At 63.2% G+C, this 16,825-nt stretch carries 18 protein-coding genes and 1 riboswitch; of the genes, 15 read left to right on the forward strand and 3 right to left on the reverse strand.

All coding sequences use genetic code 11. The features are described 5' to 3' along the window. Positions 1-106: 106 nt before the first annotated feature. Both AAIL66_RS06120 and AAIL66_RS06125 read right to left on the reverse strand, forming a co-directional pair. Positions 107-487, reverse strand: coding sequence for a cell division protein ZapA (locus AAIL66_RS06120; protein WP_034377466.1), 381 nt, complete (start codon positions 485-487; stop codon positions 107-109). A 40-nt stretch (positions 488-527) separates the two neighbouring features. After that, entirely contained in the window at positions 528-737 is a 210-nt protein-coding gene (locus tag AAIL66_RS06125) for a hypothetical protein (protein ID WP_003063053.1), read from the reverse strand. 241 nt (positions 738-978) lie between these two features. Continuing rightward, positions 979-1,220, forward strand: a riboswitch (cobalamin riboswitch). Positions 1,221-1,287: 67 nt separating this feature from the next. Here AAIL66_RS06125 and AAIL66_RS06130 point away from each other — a divergent pair. From AAIL66_RS06130 to cobT, 15 genes are all read left to right on the forward strand, one after another. After that, positions 1,288-3,198 carry a TonB-dependent receptor gene (locus AAIL66_RS06130; protein WP_343496244.1) on the forward strand — a complete coding sequence of 637 codons (1,911 nt, stop codon included), beginning with the start codon at positions 1,288-1,290 and terminating at the stop codon, positions 3,196-3,198. Positions 3,199-3,204: 6 nt separating this feature from the next. Beyond that, entirely contained in the window at positions 3,205-4,617 is a 1,413-nt protein-coding gene (locus tag AAIL66_RS06135; protein WP_343496245.1) for a cobyrinate a,c-diamide synthase, read from the forward strand. Positions 4,618-4,664: 47 nt separating this feature from the next. After that, on the forward strand, positions 4,665-5,246 hold the full coding sequence (locus tag AAIL66_RS06140) for a bifunctional adenosylcobinamide kinase/adenosylcobinamide-phosphate guanylyltransferase (protein ID WP_034351827.1): 582 nt from the start codon (positions 4,665-4,667) through the stop codon (positions 5,244-5,246). Further along, complete coding sequence (locus tag AAIL66_RS06145; RefSeq protein WP_343496246.1) at positions 5,243-6,154, forward strand: helical backbone metal receptor; 912 nt, start codon at positions 5,243-5,245, stop codon at positions 6,152-6,154. Before AAIL66_RS06140 ends, AAIL66_RS06145 begins: the two co-directional genes overlap by 4 nt. Beyond that, positions 6,151-7,194 (forward strand): iron ABC transporter permease, encoded by a 1,044-nt coding sequence (locus tag AAIL66_RS06150; protein ID WP_187771870.1) that lies wholly within the window; start codon positions 6,151-6,153, stop codon positions 7,192-7,194. The genes AAIL66_RS06145 and AAIL66_RS06150 overlap by 4 nt, the downstream gene beginning before the upstream one ends. Next, positions 7,191-7,988: an ABC transporter ATP-binding protein gene (locus AAIL66_RS06155; protein WP_034351829.1), complete on the forward strand. Its 798-nt coding sequence runs from the start codon at positions 7,191-7,193 to the stop codon at positions 7,986-7,988. The genes AAIL66_RS06150 and AAIL66_RS06155 overlap by 4 nt, the downstream gene beginning before the upstream one ends. Before the next feature lie 60 nt (positions 7,989-8,048). Next, positions 8,049-8,618: a cob(I)yrinic acid a,c-diamide adenosyltransferase gene (gene cobO / locus AAIL66_RS06160; protein ID WP_003080011.1), complete on the forward strand. Its 570-nt coding sequence runs from the start codon at positions 8,049-8,051 to the stop codon at positions 8,616-8,618. Between the two features lie 36 nt (positions 8,619-8,654). Continuing rightward, complete coding sequence (gene bluB / locus AAIL66_RS06165) at positions 8,655-9,407, forward strand: 5,6-dimethylbenzimidazole synthase (protein ID WP_034351830.1); 753 nt, start codon at positions 8,655-8,657, stop codon at positions 9,405-9,407. Then, a complete protein-coding gene (gene cbiB / locus AAIL66_RS06170) occupies positions 9,404-10,486 on the forward strand; it encodes an adenosylcobinamide-phosphate synthase CbiB (RefSeq protein ID WP_034351831.1) in 1,083 nt (360 codons plus the stop codon). Before bluB ends, cbiB begins: the two co-directional genes overlap by 4 nt. Then, positions 10,479-11,486: an aminotransferase class I/II-fold pyridoxal phosphate-dependent enzyme gene (locus AAIL66_RS06175; RefSeq protein ID WP_343496247.1), complete on the forward strand. Its 1,008-nt coding sequence runs from the start codon at positions 10,479-10,481 to the stop codon at positions 11,484-11,486. Before cbiB ends, AAIL66_RS06175 begins: the two co-directional genes overlap by 8 nt. A gap of 65 nt (positions 11,487-11,551) precedes the next feature. Then, entirely contained in the window at positions 11,552-12,337 is a 786-nt protein-coding gene (locus AAIL66_RS06180) for a HipA family kinase (RefSeq protein ID WP_034351856.1), read from the forward strand. After that, on the forward strand, positions 12,324-12,725 hold the full coding sequence (locus AAIL66_RS06185) for a DUF3037 domain-containing protein (RefSeq protein ID WP_034392377.1): 402 nt from the start codon (positions 12,324-12,326) through the stop codon (positions 12,723-12,725). Before AAIL66_RS06180 ends, AAIL66_RS06185 begins: the two co-directional genes overlap by 14 nt. Before the next feature lie 3 nt (positions 12,726-12,728). Next, the gene (locus AAIL66_RS06190; RefSeq protein WP_343496248.1) at positions 12,729-14,195 is read left to right on the forward strand and encodes a cobyric acid synthase; all 1,467 of its coding nucleotides are present in this window, start codon (positions 12,729-12,731) and stop codon (positions 14,193-14,195) included. 105 nt (positions 14,196-14,300) lie between these two features. Continuing rightward, complete coding sequence (locus AAIL66_RS06195) at positions 14,301-14,729, forward strand: hypothetical protein (RefSeq protein ID WP_034351857.1); 429 nt, start codon at positions 14,301-14,303, stop codon at positions 14,727-14,729. A 184-nt stretch (positions 14,730-14,913) separates the two neighbouring features. Further along, the gene (cobT, locus tag AAIL66_RS06200; RefSeq protein ID WP_343496249.1) at positions 14,914-16,026 is read left to right on the forward strand and encodes a nicotinate-nucleotide--dimethylbenzimidazole phosphoribosyltransferase; all 1,113 of its coding nucleotides are present in this window, start codon (positions 14,914-14,916) and stop codon (positions 16,024-16,026) included. 55 nt (positions 16,027-16,081) lie between these two features. Here the strand turns inward: cobT and nth are convergent, their stop codons facing one another. Further along, a complete protein-coding gene (nth, locus tag AAIL66_RS06205; RefSeq protein WP_343496250.1) occupies positions 16,082-16,738 on the reverse strand; it encodes an endonuclease III in 657 nt (218 codons plus the stop codon). Positions 16,739-16,825 lie beyond the last annotated feature (87 nt).

The raw sequence follows: 16,825 nt of genomic DNA on the forward strand, positions 1-16,825 counted from the left end.
TGGTTCAAGGAAATATAAAAACCGGCAGATTTGCAGACGGTTTTATTCTAACGGGTATTGGCAGTCGCGCGGAGGTCATGACTGCTTTGCTGCTGAGGTTACCCGATCAGAGCAGCCTGGCGTCAGCATCCAGTGCCTGATCGAGCTTGAGCACCAGTTGCTCGGCAAGCTCCTGCTGGCGCTGCAGTTCAGCCTGGGCGGCCTCATTGATCTCGGGGGGCGCGAACTGCTCCTGAGCATGCGCCTGCATTTCTGCCTGGGCGTTGGCCATAAGGGCTTGCTGGGCATCGCGGTCAAGCACGTCGAAAGCCATATTGAGGGCTGCCAGCACTGCCACGCGTTCGCGCGAGCGGACCTTGCCGCTGTCGCGGATGCGGGTCATGGCTTCATCCACGCGGCGAACGGCTTCCTGCACACGTTCTTCTTGACCATCGGGGCAGGTCAGCACATAGCTTTGCTGCATGATTTGCACATCGATCTGCTTCATGGGCGTCAGTGGCGGGTCTGGTGATGGAGGGTGACGACTGTCACTCTCCCTGGTTGGCGGGCAGGCGTTCGATCAAGGCATCAACGCGCGCACGCGCGGCCTGCAGGCGCAGACGCAGCAAATCGCGCTCTTGCGTCAGAGCGATGACCTGATCGGTGAGCAGGGTGTTGGTGCGCTGCAGTTCCTCGTGGCGCACCAGCAGACGCTCTACGCGCTCGGCAATGAGATCAAGAGAGGGCTGGGTGGTCATAGACTCTGCCATTGTAGGTCTTGCAGTCCGTGGGTGAGTATAAATGTGCAGGCAAATTCAGCAGTTTGCGCTGGAGCACAGGCTGCTGGACTGCCGCAATCGTAAAACTGCAATATTTCTCTCAAAATCGTAGCGTGCTGCACAAGTTCTGTGTACCTCAAGTGCATATTTAAGGTAAAAAATCGTCACCTGAGCCGCGCTCGGTTACTCCGAATGAAGGATTTGCGCCGCGTGGCGCTCATTACAATGGGCGCCTGTTGGTGCTCGAGGTCGCTTTTCTGTGGTCTCAGTTCAACGGGAAGCAGGGAGGTGCTGGCCAGACACACTGGCACACCGAACCTGCGCTGCCCCCGCAACGGTCGGCGAATGGAATGCTGCGGCATTCCACCTTTTTCCCCATGGCCACTGGCGCTGCGCGCTGGGAAGGCCGGCAAGAGGATGATTCGCCTAGCCCGGATACCGGCCAACATGGGTTGCCTGCATTCTGTGCAGGTATGTTTGCTCAATGTCGGCGGGTAGGCTGATGTGGGCGTATTCAAGTGTGCTTTCCATGAGTCCGCAATCTTTGTCCCTGCGCATGGCGCAGGTGGCTTCGCGCGCACGCGCATCGTTTGTTCTCCGTCCCACTCTTCTGGCATCTGCGTTGGCCGTGGCGTTTGCCGCACAGGCTCAATCAGCTGCACAGGCCGATGCGGTGCACATGAAAGAAACCGTGGTCACCGCCAATCGCATCGAGCAGCCTTTGTCCGATCTGGTGGCCGATATGTCGGTGGTGGGCCGTGAAACGATTGAAACTGCGGGTGCCGTGGGTGTGGCCGATGTGCTCTCGCGTCTGCCGGGTGTGCAGATGGTGCGCAACGGCGGCGCCGGCTCGACCACCAGCGTTTATCTGCGCGGTGCCGACACGCGTTTCACAGCCGTCTATATCGATGGTGTGCGAGTGGATTCGCAGTCCACGGGCGGAGCCTCCTGGCAGGACATCCCACTGGAAGCGATCGACCGAATTGAAGTGTTGCGTGGCCCGGCTGCGGCTGTTTACGGTTCTGACGCCATGGGCGGCGTGGTGCAGATCTTTACCAAAAAGGGTGAGGGCAAAGCCAAGCCCTATGTGGGCCTGGGCTGGGGCAGTCGTGGCACGGTGAAGGCGCAGGCCGGCCTCAGCGGCGGTGTGGCCGGCTGGGATTACAGCCTGGGTGTTTCGCATGCCAGCAGCAACGGCTTCAATGCCAAGACCTCTGCGGGCTTCAATCCCGATGCCGATGGTTATCGCAGCAACGCCTTCAACGGGCGGGTAGGCTACCAGATCAACAGCAATCACCGTGTTGAAGCCACGGCTCTGACCAGCTATATGAACGCGGGTTATGACGCCCCTGTCTCCAAGGCCAGCCCCATGGCCGACGACCGCAGCATCTACAAGATGAATGCGGTAGGTCTGAACTGGCTGGCCAAGTGGAGCGATGTCTACAGCACGCGCCTGCAGTACACGCAGTCGCGCGATTTTTACCAGACCAAGCCCAGTGTCTATGAAACCGATACGCGTTTGCACAACTATCTGTTCCAGAACGAATGGCGGCTGGGAGCGCAGACCGTGACGGCTGCGCTGGAACGCCGCGAGGACAAGCTGGTCAACAACGGCCTGGATATCGGCAGCCGCAATCGCTCTCAGAACGCACTGGCGCTGGGCTATGGCCTGCATGCTGGCAAGCACACGCTGCAGCTCAATGCCCGTCATGACCGCGACAGTGAATTTGGCGGCCACACAACGGGCAGCGCTGCATACGGCTATGAGTTTATGCCCAACTGGCGCGCAACCGCATCGGCCGGCACTGCCTTTCGTGCACCTACGCTCTATCAGCGCTTCAGCCAATATGGCGATGCCAGTCTGTCGCCGGAAAAAGGCCGCAATGTGGAACTGGGCCTGAAATGGGGCAAAGGCAGCGACAGCTTCTCGGCTACGCTTTATCGCAACAATGTCTCCAATCTCATCAACTATGTAGGCAATACCGGCTCCTGTGCGGGCAATACCGGCCCTTACGGCGGCTGCTATGCCAACGTGGCCAAGGCTCGTTACGAAGGCATCACCCTGGCCGCCACCACCCGTTTGGCCATGGTGAATCTGCAAGGTTCGGTGGACTTCCAGGATCCGCGCGATACCGATAAGGATCTGCAACTGGCTCGCCGCTCCAAGCGCTACGCCAATCTTTCTGCCGACACCACGCTGGCCGGCTGGAGGCTGGGTGCCGAAATGCAGGCTACCGGAAAGCGCTTTGACGATACGGCCAACAAGACCGTGCTGGGCGGTTACACGCTCTGGAATCTGAGTGCGCAAAAGCAGCTGACGCGTGAATGGAGCCTGGTGGCACGCGTCAACAACCTGGCCGACAAGCGCTATGAGCTGGCCCGAACCTATGCCACCGAAGGCCGCAGCGGCTATATCGGTGTGAAGTGGGAAGCCAGGTAAGAGGCCATGACAGTCATCGCAATGCATGAACCCGGCCTGCGTTGCCCGGCGCTGCTGATCAGTGCTCCGGCCTCCGGCCAGGGCAAGACCACCATCACGGCTGCCCTGGCTCGCCTGCATGCGCGCCAGGGACGCAAGGTGCGCGTATTCAAGTGCGGGCCGGATTTTCTGGACCCTTATTGGCACGAGCTGGCCAGCGGTTCGCCCGTGCATTCGGTGGATTTGTGGATGACGGGCGAGGGGGATGTGCGCCAGCGTCTGCATGAGGCGGCCCAGGAAGCAGATCTGATTCTTGTCGAAGGCGTGATGGGCTTGTTCGACGGCAATTTCAGCGCTGGCGATCTGGCGCTGCTGCTGGGTCTGCCTGTGCTGGCCGTGGTCGATGCCTCGGCCATGGCGGGCACTTTCGGGGCGCTGGCCTATGGCTTGCAGCATTACCGTGACGGTCTGCGCTGGGCCGGCATGCTGGCCAACCGCGTGGCCACGGCCCATCATGCCGATCTGCTCAGGCAAGGCCTGCGCGAACAGTCGCTGTGGCTGGGCGCCATGCCCGGTGTGCAACTGGGCGATGCAGCGGTCAAGGCCAAGTCTGCGGCGCTGCTGCCGGAGCGCCACCTGGGCCTGATCGCCGCCCACGAGCTTGGCGATGCCCTGCAGCGCCTGGATGCGGCGGCCGACGCCCTGGCCCAGACTCCCCTGGGGCAACGGGCCTGGAGCTCGGACGACGGTCAGCCCAGCTGGCAGGACTGGTGCGTGGACTTTGCAGCGCCGGACATGTCCGGCGATCAAGCTCGGGTGGAGCATTGGCTGAGCGGCCGCCGCATTGCCATTGCGCGCGATGCGGCGTTTTCCTTTATTTATCCCGCCAATCTGGACTGTCTGCGTGTCATGGGGGCCGAGTTGTGCTTTTTCTCGCCGCTGGCTGGCGATGCGCTGCCGCCCTGCGATGCGATCTGGCTGCCCGGCGGCTATCCGGAGCTGCATGCCCGGGCCCTGCATGAGAACCGGCAGTTGCGCGACGGCATTGCCGAGCATATGGCGCAGGGCAAGCCCGTCTGGGCCGAGTGCGGCGGCATGCTGGCGCTGTGTGATGGAGTGACAGCACTGGACGGCAGCACCCAGCCCATGTGGGGGCTGCTGCCCGGCCAGGTTGTCATGCAGAGCAGGCTCGGCGGTCTGGGCATGCAGCAGCTGGCGCTTGATATGGGCTTGTTGCGGGGTCATACCTTTCACTACACAAGACTGGAGACCGCCATGCCGGTGCTCACGCGCAGCAGCCGCCCTGGTGCAGCCATACAGGCAGACCGTGGCGAGGCACTTTATCAATATGGCAGTGTGCGGGCCAGTTACTTTCATGCCTGGTTTCCGTCCTGCCCATCGGCTGTGGCGGCGCTTTTTGGCGCAACAATCGAAGACTGAACCTTTAGTCCATCACCATGAGCCCTGCAAGCACAGTCTCCTTCGTCATGCCGCGTACCCAGCTGATACTGGGCGGGCAGAAAAGCGGCAAATCCCGTCGTGCGGAGCTGCTGGCGCGCCAGTGGCTGCAGACGGATGCCGGGAATCAGGCTGCGCTGGTGGCGACCGGCCAGGCCTGGGATGCGGAAATGAGCGAGCGCATTGCGCGCCACCAGCGCGACCGCGCCGAGCGCGTGCCAGGCATGCTGACCATAGAGGAACCTCGCGAGCTGGCCCAGGTGCTGGCCCAGCACGGCAGCCCGCAGCGGCTGCTGGTGATTGATTGCCTGACCTTGTGGCTGACAAACTGGCTGATGCCGGTGCAGACCGGGAACTCCGAAGACAGCCAATCTCCAGCTCCCGACTGGCAATCACAGCTAGCACTCTTTCTGAAAGCGCTTGATGAAGCAGCCGGCCCCGTCATTCTGGTCGGCAACGAAATCGGTCTGGGCGTGATTCCCATGGGGCGCGAAGTGCGCGCCTTTGTCGATGCGCTGGGCTTGCTAAATCAGCAGGCGGCAGCGCATTGTGAAAGTGTCACGCTGATGTGCGCCGGCTTGCCTCTGGCATTGAAAGGGCCGCAGGCATGAGGGCCACCGTAAAACAGTTTGCCGCTGCTGCGCTGCTTGTTTGCGGCCTGGCTGGGGCTTTGTCGGTGGCGGCGCAGTCCGTGCAGATCACCGATGCACGTGGCGCGCAGGTGCAATTGGCCAAACCGCCGCAGCGTATCGTCAGCCTGCTGCCCTCGCTCACCGAGAGCCTGTGCGCACTGGGCGGTTGCGAACGTCTGGTGGGGGTGGATCGCTATTCCAATTGGCCAGCCCATGTGAAGACCTTGCCCGTGGTGGGTGGCGGGCTGGATCCGAATATCGAGGCTATTGTGGCGCTAAAGCCAGATCTGGTGCTGGTTTCCATGGCATCACGGGCCATTGCGCGAATGGAGGCGCTGGGCCTCAAGGTGGTGGCGCTGGAGCCGCGCACCCACGAGGAAGCGCGTACCGTGATGCAGAAAATAGGTCAGCTGCTCGCCTTGCCGCCCACACAGGGCGCAGACCGCGTCTGGGCCGGAATCGAGGCCGACCTGAACAAGGCCGCTGCAAGCGTGCCCGAAGCCATGCGCGGTCAGCGTGTGTACTTTGAAGCCAGTCGCGGCCCGTATGCCGCCGGTGAAAAATCCTTTATCGGCCAGACACTGACGCGGCTGCATCTGCGCAACGTGGTCGACGCCAGGCAAGGGCCGTTTCCGCGCCTGAATCCCGAATATGTGGTCAAGCTGGATCCTGACATTCTGATGGCTGGCGAGCGAGCCTGGAAAACCGGTGTGCCGGAATACCCGGGCTGGGCCCAGATGCGGGCGGTGAAGCAGGGCGCGATCTGCGCCTTCACGCCCGAGCAATCCGACATTCTGGTGCGCCCAGGCCCCCGCATGGCCGAGGGGGCGCAAATCATTGCCCAGTGTCTGCAGCGTCTGGCGGCGAGGCAGGGCAATAGCCCATGAAGGCCTGCATCTCCAGTCGTCATCGCAGGGGGCAGCGCGGGCTGGCCGCTGCTTGGCTGCTGCTGTGGCTGACGCTGGCTGCTGCTTTGCTGGCGCTGCTGGGCGCGGGTATCGGCAGTACGGGTTTTGAGAGCGTACTCAATGCCCGCCAAGACCCGCTAGCCTGGCAGATCGTGATGGATATTCGCCTGCCACGCACGGCGGCGGCCTTGCTGGCCGGAGGCCTGCTGGGGCTGGCCGGAGCGGTGGCGCAGGGCGTGTTTCGCAACCCCCTGGCTGATCCTTATTTGCTGGGCAGTGCCTCGGGCGCATCGCTTGGGGTGGCGCTGGCCATGGCCGCCCTGGGTGTCTCTCCTTTCGCTTTGGCCGGCCTGGCGCGCTGGGGCGTGACGGGCGCGGCTTTTGCGGGTGCCGTGCTTGCCGTGGTGCTGACCCTGGTGCTGGCCAAGGGCGTGCAGAACACCATGCGCCTGCTGCTGGCCGGCGTGGTAGTGGGTGTGGTGCTGGGCGCCGCCGCATCGCTGGTGTTGCTGATGAACCCCGACATCATGCAGGCCATGCAGTCTTTCATGCTGGGCAGCACGGCGTTTGCGGGCTGGCCTGCCTGCAGGCTGATGCTGTGGGTGCTGTTGCCCACGCTGGTGCTGTCATGGAGCCTGAGCCGCGTGCTCGACGGGCTGGCACTCGGCGAGGCCACGGCCCATAGTCTGGGTCTGCAGCTGGCGCCGCTGCGCCTGCTGCTGATCGTTCTGCTGGCGCTGGCCACGGGCACCGCCGTGGCGCAGACCGGTTTGATCGCTTTTGTAGGCCTGGCTGCGCCCCATCTGGTGCGTTCCATGGTGCGCGCGCTGCACCGCTGGCTGCTGGTGCTCAGCAGTCTGATGGGGGCGGTGCTGCTGCTGGCCGCCGACCTGCTGGCGCGATGGTTGATTGCGCCTCAGGAACTGCCGGTGGGCGTGCTCACCGCCGTGCTGGGCGGCAGCTATCTGCTCTGGCTGATGCACAAGCGTGGCGCCATGCCGTCTGGAGAGGGCTCATGAGCAGCAATATCGAGACCGGAATCGCGTTGGCGACCGAGACTCTGAGCGTGCAGCTGGGCGAGCGCGAGGTGCTGCGTCAGATCAGCCTGCGCATTCCCCAGGGCCGCTGGACGGCCATCGTTGGCCCCAATGGCGCGGGTAAATCCACGCTGCTGCGCGCCATGGCCGGCATGCGTGCCGCCAACCAGCGGCAAGGCGGCGCGGTGCTTTTGCAGGGCCGTGAGCTGGGCGACTGGAATGGCCGCGAGCGTGCCAAGGCCCTGGCCTGGCTGGGCCAGAATCAGCCTGTTGCGGCCGATATGGCCGTGTATGACGTGGTCATGCTGGGGCGTTTGCCCCACCAGGGTTGGCTGGCTCCGGCCTCGAACGCCGACCGGCAGGCCGTGGAGCAGGCGCTGCGCCAGACCCATGCCTGGGACTGGCGCCAGCGCAGCATAGGCCAGCTATCGGGAGGTGAACGTCAGCGCGTGCTGCTGGCAAGGGCCCTGGCCGTGCAGGCACGGACTCTGCTGATGGATGAGCCACTGGCCAATCTTGACCCGCCGCACCAGACCGACTGGATGCTGGCGGCCCGCAGTCTGGTGCAGCAAGGCGCGACCCTGGTCAGCGTGCTGCACGAGTTGTCCTTCGCCTTGCTGGCTGACGAAATGGTCGTCATGCAGGCCGGCCGTATCACCCACCAGGGCGCTTGCAGCGATCCCGCCACCCATGCCGCGCTGGAGTCCGTGTTTGACCGGCGCATACAGGTGCGCGAACTCGATGGCCTGTGGCTGGCCTTGCCGCGCCTGAGCTGAGTCCGGCTGAAATTCTTGATTTTTTGCCCTTTAGCCCCTGATAGACAAGCGAGATTAGCTATGAATATTGAAACTCCTCCCACCGAGAAGCCTTACGAAAAGCCCGAGGGCGAACGCCGCGGTCTGATCATCGTCAACACCGGCAATGGCAAGGGCAAGAGCACGGCCGCCTTTGGTCTGGCCTTCCGAGCCACGGGGCGGGGAAAGGCCGTCAAGGTCTATCAGTTCATGAAGGTGCCAACGGCCCGCTTTGGCGAGCACCGCCTGGCCGAGCAGGTCGGTCTGCCCATTGAAGGACTGGGCGATGGCTTCAGTTGGAAGAGCAAGGATCTCGATCACTCCGCCCAGCTGGCGCGTGACGGCTGGGAAAAGGCCAAGGCCGATATTCTCTCGGGCGAGCTGTTTCTGGTCGTGCTCGACGAGATCACCTATCCGTTGATCTACGGCTGGCTGCCGCTGCAGGAGGTGCTGGACACGCTCAAGGCGCGTCCCAAGGATGTGCATGTCTGCCTCACGGGCCGCCGCTGCCCGCAGGAGATCATCGACATCGCCGACACGGTGACCGAGATGACGCTGATCAAACATGCCTTCCAGGCGGGTATTCCCGCTCAAAGAGGTATCGAAGACTGATGGCTTTTGCCATGTCTGTGGCGCGACAATAGTTCCATGACCGAATCCAAGACCAGCTCCTTCGCGACGATTGCCGCAACGCCTTTCACCGAGGCCGAGCGGGCTGCCGTCTACCGCGCCATCTATGAGCGCCGCGACATGCGTCATTTTGCGGGCGGTAAGGTCCCCGACGAGGTCTTGCTGCGCCTGTTGCGTGCAGCGCATCACGCGCCCAGCGTGGGGTTCATGCAGCCCTGGCGCTTTATTCGGGTCAAGAGTGCCGAATTGCGCCTGCGGATCCACGGTCTGATCGAGGAGGAGCGCGTGCGCACCGCCCATGCCCTGGGCGAACGTGAAGAAGACTTCATGAAGCTCAAGGTTCAGGGTGTGCTCGATGCGGCCGAGGTGCTGGTTGTCGCCATGCCGCCGGGACGCGAGGCCCATATCTTCGGTCGCCGCACCCTGCCCGAGATGGACATCGCCAGCAGCGCCTGTGCCATCCAGAATCTCTGGCTGGCCGCGCGTGCCGAAGGTCTGGGCATGGGCTGGGTCTCGATCTTCGATCCGCTGGCGCTGGCAAGGCTGTTGCAGATGCCTGAAGGTGCCCACCCGCTGGGCGTGCTCTGCCTGGGCCCAGTCGATGCCTACTATGCCGAGCCCATGTTGCAGCAGGAAAAATGGGCCTGCCGTGCGCCTCTGGAAGACATGCTGATGGACGATGTCTGGGACGACTCGCGTGTGGTGGCCGCGGCGACCAAGGGCAAGCCGGGCAGCGGGCCGTGCGCCGCGAAGGACAAAACAGACGCATGACAAGTTTTGGCTGGACTGAGCTGATCGGTCTTTCTCTCAGTCCGCTGGCATGGCTCTATCAGACATTTACCGCCAGTGATCTGGCGGCGCCAAACTGGGCTGCCAATGTGCAAGCCGGCTTGCTGGCCTTGCTGGTTGCCTTGCTGCTGGACCGGCTTTGGGGCGAGCCGCCGGTGTGGCTGCACCCCGTGGTGCTGATGGGCAAATTGCTGGGCTGGTCGGGGCAGGCGCTTGCACCGCGTGTTGAGGTGCAGAGTGACTATCTGCGTTTTGGCCTTGCAGCGATTGTCTGGTGTGCGCTGGCAGCTCTGTTTTTCATGGTTTATGGCCTCGCCCAGTTCATGCTGGGTTTTGCACCCTGGTGGCTCTGGGGGCTGGTGATGGGGGTGTTGCTCAAGCCGCTGCTGTCCTGGCGCATGCTCAAGGATGAGGTGCTTGCCGTGGAGGCCGCACTGCAGCAATCGCTGCCCGCAGGGCGGGAGCGTCTGAGCTGGCTGGTGAGTCGCGACACGACACAGCTGGACGCAGCCACCGTGCGCGAAAGCGCCATCGAGACGCTGGCCGAGAACCTCAGCGACTCCGTGATCGCTCCGCTGTTCTGGTTTGCCGTGGCCGGCTTGCCCGGGGCGGCCGTCTATCGTTTTGCCAATACGGCCGATGCCATGTGGGGCTACCCCGGCTGGCGAGGCCAGGGCGAGCGCCGCCGCCACTGGCAATGGGCGGGCAAATGGGCGGCCCGCGCCGACGATGTGCTGAACTGGATTCCGGCGCGCATCACTGCAATGTGGCTGGCGCTGCTGGCCGGCGGCCTGTCCTGGAGCGATTTGAGGCGCGATGCAGCCGTGACGCCATCGCCCAATGGCGGCTGGCCAATGGGAGCCATGGCGCAGGCACTGGGGGTTCAGCTTTCCAAGCCCGGCGTCTATCGACTCAACCCGCAGGGACGGGCACCGCAGGCGGCTGATCTGAAGCTGTCTGTAAAATTGGCATCAAAAGTGATCAAGTTGCATGTGCTGCTTGCATTGATTGCTATGATTTTGATGTTTCTGTGGAGAGGAAGGCTGCTTGCCAATGTTTGATGTGAATGCGGCAGCCATGCATGGCGGTACCGATGCGCTGGGCGTTCCGGCGCATGATTTTTCGACCAATCGCAATGCCTGCGGGCCTTGTCCCATGGCCGTGAAGGCGTTGCAGGCCGCCCATGTAGCGCAATACCCCGATCCGCAATACGGGGCATTGCGCGCGCAGCTGGCGGCTTTTCATGGCGTGGCGGTAGAGCGCATCCTGATCGGCGGCAGCAGCAGCGAGCTGATTCATCGCCTCACGCTGCACGCTGTGCGTAGCGGTGCCAAAAGCGTGCAGTTTCCCCAGCATCACTATGGCGACTATCTGCAGGCCGCGCGGGTGTGGCGGCTGGCGCTGTGCCGCCGTACAGAAGCGGTCGTGGCGCCGGTGCTCAGCTGGGCCTGCGAGCCTTCAAGCCCGCTGGGGACGATGGAAGACATCTGGCCTGCCTGGCAGCAGCCGCCGGCGCAGAAGGAATGGCGCGTGCTGGACTGCGCCTACCGTCCGCTATGGCTGGAGGACCAGCCACCCGAGCGCAATCTCGACACGGTCTGGCAGTTGTGGACGCCGAACAAGGCGCTGGGCATGACGGGTGTGCGCGCTGCCTATGCGATTGCGCCCATGCAGGCCGCAGCGGCAGAGCTGCAGGCGCTGAATGCGCTGGTGGCCTCCTGGGTGGTGGGCTCGCATGGAGTGGCCATGCTGCAGGCCTGGGTGACGGACGAGGCGCAGCAATGGCTGGCCCATAGCCTCATGACTTTGCGCCGCTGGAAGGCGCAGCAGCTGGCGCTGTGCGAGAAGCTGGGCTGGCAGGTCGTTCCCGGTCATCAGGCCAATTACTTTGTCGCAGGTCTGCCGCAGGCAGAGCTTGCGGCGCCTCTGGCCGGCCTGCGTGCCCAGGGCATCAAGCTGCGGGACTGTGCAAGCTTCGGTCTGGCTGGCCATGTGCGGTTGGGTGTGCTGCCGCCCGTGTCGCAGGCCGCGCTGGAGCAGGCCTGGAAAAGCATCCAATGACCTTGCCGATCAGACCTGATGGGCGCAAGGCGCTACCATTTCCCATGGACACTGAAACCTTGAAGCTGCGCTCGGTGCTGGTGGAGCGCTATGTCACGCCGCTGCGCGAAGGCGGCTCCATGCCGGCAATTGTCGAGACCGACGATCTGGGCACCTATGTGCTCAAGTTCCGGGGCGCCGGGCAGGGCGTGCGCGCGTTGATGGCCGAGATCATCTCTGGCGGCATGGCACGTGCGCTGGGCCTGCCGGTGCCTGAAATCGTGCTGCTGCACTTGAACGGCGACCTGTCCCGCACCGAATCCGACCCCGAGATTCAGGACCTGATTCGCGCCAGCGACGGGCTGAACGTGGGGCTGGACTATCTGCCGGGCTCCATCAACTTTGACCCGGCGGTGGACGTGGTGGACGACGACTTTGCATCGCGCCTCGTGTGGTTCGACACCCTGGTCAGCAATGTGGACCGCACGGCGCGAAACACCAATATGCTGATGTACCAGAAGCAGCCCTGGCTGATCGATCATGGTGCGAGTCTGACCTTTCACCATGCCTGGAACGGAAAGGTTGCCGATCCGGCCAAGCCTTTTGCGCCCAGTGCCGAGCATGTGCTGCTGCCGCAGGCCAGCCAGCTGGCGCAACTGGATGCGCAACTGGCCGCCAAGCTTGGGCCCGAAGTGCTCAAGAGCATCGTGGACGAGGTGCCCGACTGCTTTCTGGAGCAGGCCGCCGCCGACAAAGAGGGCGATGTGCTCAGGAATGTGCAGGCCCATCGCGCGGCCTATGTGAATTATTTCGTGGCCCGGCTTGCCGAGCGTGGCCGCTGGTTGCAAGGAGTGATCGATGCACGCGCATGAGGTCTACGACTACGCCATCGTGCGGGTAGTGCCGCGCGTGGAGCGTGAGGAATTTGTGAACGCGGGTGTGATCCTCTCCTGCCAGCGCACCGGTCATCTGCAGGCTGCCGTGGCCCTTGACGAACAGCGTCTGCTGGCGCTGGACCCGAATGTGGATCTGGAGGCCGTGCACCGTCACCTGGGCTCCATTGTGGCCATCTGCGAAGGCAGGGTCGATGGTGGGCCGATTGCGCAGCTGCCCATGCGTGCACGCTATCACTGGCTAACGGCCAAGCGCAGCAGCATCATCCAGACCTCGCCCTCGCATATGGGCATGTGCACCCATCCCGGCGAGGCGCTGGCCAGAATCCTGCAGCGCGTGGTGCTGCCGATCCCAACCGAGACTTAAGACATGACAGCACGTTGCATCATGGTGCTGGGCACCAGCAGTGGCGCGGGCAAAAGCTGGGTGGCCACGGCGCTGTGCGCCTACTACCGCAGCCAGGGCCTGAAGGTTGCGCCGTTCAAGGCGCAGAACATGAGCAACAACGCGCGCGTTGTGGCCACGCCCGAGGGCCGCTGGGGCGAGATCGGCACGGCCCAGTATCTGCAGGCCCTGGCGGCGGGGGCCGTGCCCAATGTGCGCATGAACCCGCTGCTGCTCAAGCCCGAGGCGGACACGCGCAGCCAGGTCGTGTTGTTCGGCCAGGTCAATGAGGAGCTGAGCGCCATGCCCTGGAGAGGTCGCAGCCTCAAGGTCTGGCCGCAGATCGCGCAGGCGCTGGACGAGCTGCGTGCCGAAAACGATGTGGTGGTGATCGAAGGCGCCGGCTCCCCGGCCGAAATCAATCTGCATGCCAGCGATGTGGTCAATATGCGCGTTGCCAAACATTGCAATGCACATTGCCTGCTGGTCTCGGACATAGACCGCGGCGGCGCCTTTGCCCATCTCTACGGCACCTGGGCACTGCTGCCCGAGGATGAGCAAAAGCTCATCAAGGGCTTTGTGCTCAACAAGTTCCGGGGCGATGCAGCTTTGCTGGCACCGGCGCCCCAGATGCTGGAAGAGAAGACGGGGGTGCCCACGGTGGCCTGCATTCCCATGCAGTTCCAGCACGGTCTGCCTGAGGAGGACGGCGTGTTCGATGATCGCGGCAGCACAGGAGCCGGGCGGGCCGTTCACACCACGATTGCCATCATCGCCTATCCGCGCATCAGCAATCTCGATGAATTTCAGCCCCTGCTGCAAGTGCCGGGCGTGCGCGTGGTATGGGCTCGCTCTCCCGCGCAACTCGCCGAGGCGGACTGGGTCATTCTGCCGGGCAGCAAGGCCACGGCTGCCGACCTGGCCTGGATACGTGCACAAGGGCTGGATGCAGCCGTCGTCGCTCATGCCGGACTCGGCAAGCGCGTGCTGGGCATTTGCGGCGGTCTGCAGATGCTGGGCGAGGCGCTGATCGATCTGCATGGAGTGGACGGCAATGCCGCAGGCCTGGGTCTGCTGCCGCTGGCGACCCTGTTTGCGCAGGACAAGACCGTGCAACCCACGACCCTGCAACTGCCTGCGTTGCAAGCCCCATGGAATGCCCTGAGTGGCGTGCCCGCACGTGGCTACGAGATCCACCACGGCCAGACCCAGCTGCGTGCCGACATGCAGACGGCCAGCGTGCGACCGGCTCAGGAGCTGTTGCCCGGCATGCTATGGCAGGGAGGCAACAGCGCTGTCATCGGTACCTATCTACATGGTCTGTTTGAAAACGCCGAGGTAATTCATGCGCTGTTCGGCCACGATGCACCCAGCCTGGAGCAGGTGTTTGCGCGGCTGGCGCAGGGCGTGGGGCAATGGTTTGAGCCGACCGCGCTCCAGGCTTCGGTCTGATTTGTAGGACTGTTCCTGCGGACGCATAGCCGCTGAGCTGATAAGCCCTGCCTGAGAGTGAGTGCAAGCTGACCGAGCTATTCACTTTTCGGAATGGAGTTGCGTATGGCTTTTTTCAAGGTTCAGACTCTTCAACTAGCTTTGGGTGCAGCGGTTTTGTCGCTGGCAGGCATGGCCTGCGCACAAGTGGATGCAGCCAAGCCGGCGGCTGAAGCAGCTGCGATGGATGCGGCCAAGCCTGCGATGAAAAAGCACCACCACCGCCATCATCACAAGGGCCAGCGTCCCATGCGTGAGAGCAATTCGTCTTCACGCGAGGCGATGGCGGCAAGTGCCGAAGCCAAGAAGGGCAAGCTCGACGACGGCCAAGGCCTCAGCCAGTACGAGCGCAATGCCTACGCCCGCTGCGGTGTGTTCAAGACCGAAATCGACCAGCAGGCCTGTATGGCTCGTGTCAAGGATGGCGCTGTCAGCGGTTCGGTCAAGGATGGCGGCATCCTGCGCGAAATCACGGTTGAGGAAGTCATTCGCTGAGGCTTGTGCCGCGTCTTCAGCCAAGGCCCTTAGGGGCCTTTTTTCATGCCGCTCCTGAGCAATCGGCGAACTTGGCGTTCCGGTGCCGATGAAAGCGCGATACTTGCAGGATCCCAAAAACGTGCCTTCCGCATCCCGGTGGTGGATGGCACTCAGGCCTGATGCACCGGGAATGACTGCACGCATGAGTTCCGCTTCTTTTTCCGAATTCCTACCGTCCACCATCTGGTCCTGCCCGCAGGTGCAGGATATCCATGACGCGGCGCTGCAAGCCCGTGTCCAGCATCGCCTGGATTTCAAGACCAAGCCCCAGGGATCGCTGGGCGTGCTGGAACAACTGGCCTTGCGCATTGCCGGCATCGTGGGTTGCGAGACTCCCAATCTGTATGCACCGCAGATGGTGGTGTTCGCTGCGGATCATGGACTGGCTGCTCAGGGTGTGTCGGCCTATCCGGTCGACGTGACCTGGCAGATGGTGGAGAACTTCCTCGCTGGCGGCGCGGCCGTAAGCGTGCTGTCTCTGCAGAACGGAATTGATCTGAATGTCGTGGACTGCGGCGTGGCCCGCGACTTTGAGGTGCGCGAGCAGGATCCTGCGCACAAGCTTCCCAAGGCCCATGAGCCACGCCTGTGGCGGCGCAAGGTGGCCTATGGCACGGCGGACTGCAGCCACGGCCCGGCCATGAGCGAAGCGCAATGTGCGATGGCGCTTCGCAATGGCGGGGAACTGGTCAAGAAACTGCCGGGCAATGCGCTGTTGCTGGGCGAGATGGGCATAGGCAATACATCCAGCGCTTCATTGCTGCTGGCGCGTCTGTGCGGCGAGCCGATAGAGGAAGTGACCGGGGTGGGCACGGGCCTGAGCAGCGAAGGCCTGGCGCGCAAGATCGCAGTGCTCGGGCGGGTGCTGGATTTTCACGCCGACGTGCAAGATCCACTAGCTGTACTGGCAGCTATGGGCGGACTGGAGATCGCCACCATGACTGGAGCTGTGCTTCAGGCCGCTGCCGAACGCCGCCTGATCGTGGTGGACGGCTTTATCACCACGGCCGCCGTGCTGGTGGCCAGCCGCCTGCAGCCCCATGTGCTGCAGCGCTGCGTGTATGCGCATCGATCGGGTGAACCGGGTCATGCCCGCCTGCTGGCCCACCTTCAGGCCCAACCCATGCTGGACTGGCAGTTGCGCCTGGGTGAGGGTTCTGGCGCGGCGCTGGTCTGGCCGCTGCTGCGCTCGGCCTGCACCATGCTCAATGAGATGGCCAGCTTTGAATCGGCTGGCGTCAGCGGCAAGAGCTGAGGAGCTTGAAAAGATATAGCTGAAAGCGCTTTGTGGATATGCATTTGAGGCGTTTTCAGCTCTTTTTCCCAGCTGCCGGTGCCGGGGTTTTGGGTGTGAAATCGCAGTATTTTGAAGCCACGCATTCCCAGCAGCGGGGCTTGCGCGCCTGGCAGACATAGCGGCCCAGCAGGATCAGCCAGTGATGGGAGTCCACCGCGTATTCGTCGGGTACGCGCTTGAGCAGCTGCTTTTCGACTTCCAGCGGATTCTTGCCAGGTGCCAGCCCCGTTCGGTTGCTGACGCGGAAGATGTGCGTGTCCACGGCCATGGTGGGCTGACCGAAAGCCACGTTGAGCACCACATTGGCGGTCTTGCGGCCTACACCGGGAAGGGCTTCCAGCTCTTCGCGGGTTCTGGGTACTTGGCCGCCATGCAGCTGAACCAGCATGCGGCAGGTTTCCATCAGATGATTGGCCTTGCTGCGGTACAGGCCTATGGTCTTGATGTAGCTCTCCAGCCCCTCAAGCCCCAGATCCAGAATGGCCTGCGGAGTGTTGGCAACAGGAAAAAGCTTGCGCGTGGCCTTGTTCACCCCTACGTCAGTGGCCTGGGCAGACAGCAGCACGGCGGTCAGCAACTCGAACACCGTGGTGTATTCCAGCTCGGTTTGTGGCGTGGGGTTGGCGGCCTTGAGCGCAGCAAAAAACGGCGCTATATCGTTTTTCTTCATGGGCGATATTGTGGCTTGTCGTTCAGGGGGCAACAAAGAAAAAGCCGCTGCGTTACACAGCGGCTCGGCAGGCGGAATCGCAGCAAG

It is taken from the genome of Comamonas sp. F1-6 (assembly GCF_039581415.1).
Lineage (GTDB): Bacteria > Pseudomonadota > Gammaproteobacteria > Burkholderiales > Burkholderiaceae_C > Comamonas > Comamonas thiooxydans.

What these genes read in the sequence shown, in the direction of transcription:
- AAIL66_RS06195 (WP_034351857.1), top strand. Translation starts at nt 14,301, where the DNA reads ATGGCTTTTTTCAAGGTTCAGACTCTTCAACTAGCTTTGGGTGCAGCG.
- bluB (WP_034351830.1), top strand. Translation starts at nt 8,655, where the DNA reads ATGACCGAATCCAAGACCAGCTCCTTCGCGACGATTGCCGCAACGCCT.
- AAIL66_RS06130 (WP_343496244.1), top strand. Translation starts at nt 1,288, where the DNA reads ATGAGTCCGCAATCTTTGTCCCTGCGCATGGCGCAGGTGGCTTCGCGC.
- AAIL66_RS06175 (WP_343496247.1), top strand. Translation starts at nt 10,479, where the DNA reads ATGTTTGATGTGAATGCGGCAGCCATGCATGGCGGTACCGATGCGCTG.
- cbiB (WP_034351831.1), top strand. Translation starts at nt 9,404, where the DNA reads ATGACAAGTTTTGGCTGGACTGAGCTGATCGGTCTTTCTCTCAGTCCG.
- AAIL66_RS06155 (WP_034351829.1), top strand. Translation starts at nt 7,191, where the DNA reads ATGAGCAGCAATATCGAGACCGGAATCGCGTTGGCGACCGAGACTCTG.
- cobT (WP_343496249.1), top strand. Translation starts at nt 14,914, where the DNA reads ATGAGTTCCGCTTCTTTTTCCGAATTCCTACCGTCCACCATCTGGTCC.
- AAIL66_RS06190 (WP_343496248.1), top strand. Translation starts at nt 12,729, where the DNA reads ATGACAGCACGTTGCATCATGGTGCTGGGCACCAGCAGTGGCGCGGGC.
- AAIL66_RS06135 (WP_343496245.1), top strand. Translation starts at nt 3,205, where the DNA reads ATGACAGTCATCGCAATGCATGAACCCGGCCTGCGTTGCCCGGCGCTG.
- cobO (WP_003080011.1), top strand. Translation starts at nt 8,049, where the DNA reads ATGAATATTGAAACTCCTCCCACCGAGAAGCCTTACGAAAAGCCCGAG.
- AAIL66_RS06120 (WP_034377466.1), bottom strand. Translation starts at nt 487, where the DNA reads ATGAAGCAGATCGATGTGCAAATCATGCAGCAAAGCTATGTGCTGACC.
- AAIL66_RS06125 (WP_003063053.1), bottom strand. Translation starts at nt 737, where the DNA reads ATGACCACCCAGCCCTCTCTTGATCTCATTGCCGAGCGCGTAGAGCGT.
- AAIL66_RS06185 (WP_034392377.1), top strand. Translation starts at nt 12,324, where the DNA reads ATGCACGCGCATGAGGTCTACGACTACGCCATCGTGCGGGTAGTGCCG.
- AAIL66_RS06145 (WP_343496246.1), top strand. Translation starts at nt 5,243, where the DNA reads ATGAGGGCCACCGTAAAACAGTTTGCCGCTGCTGCGCTGCTTGTTTGC.
- AAIL66_RS06140 (WP_034351827.1), top strand. Translation starts at nt 4,665, where the DNA reads ATGCCGCGTACCCAGCTGATACTGGGCGGGCAGAAAAGCGGCAAATCC.
- AAIL66_RS06150 (WP_187771870.1), top strand. Translation starts at nt 6,151, where the DNA reads ATGAAGGCCTGCATCTCCAGTCGTCATCGCAGGGGGCAGCGCGGGCTG.
- nth (WP_343496250.1), bottom strand. Translation starts at nt 16,738, where the DNA reads ATGAAGAAAAACGATATAGCGCCGTTTTTTGCTGCGCTCAAGGCCGCC.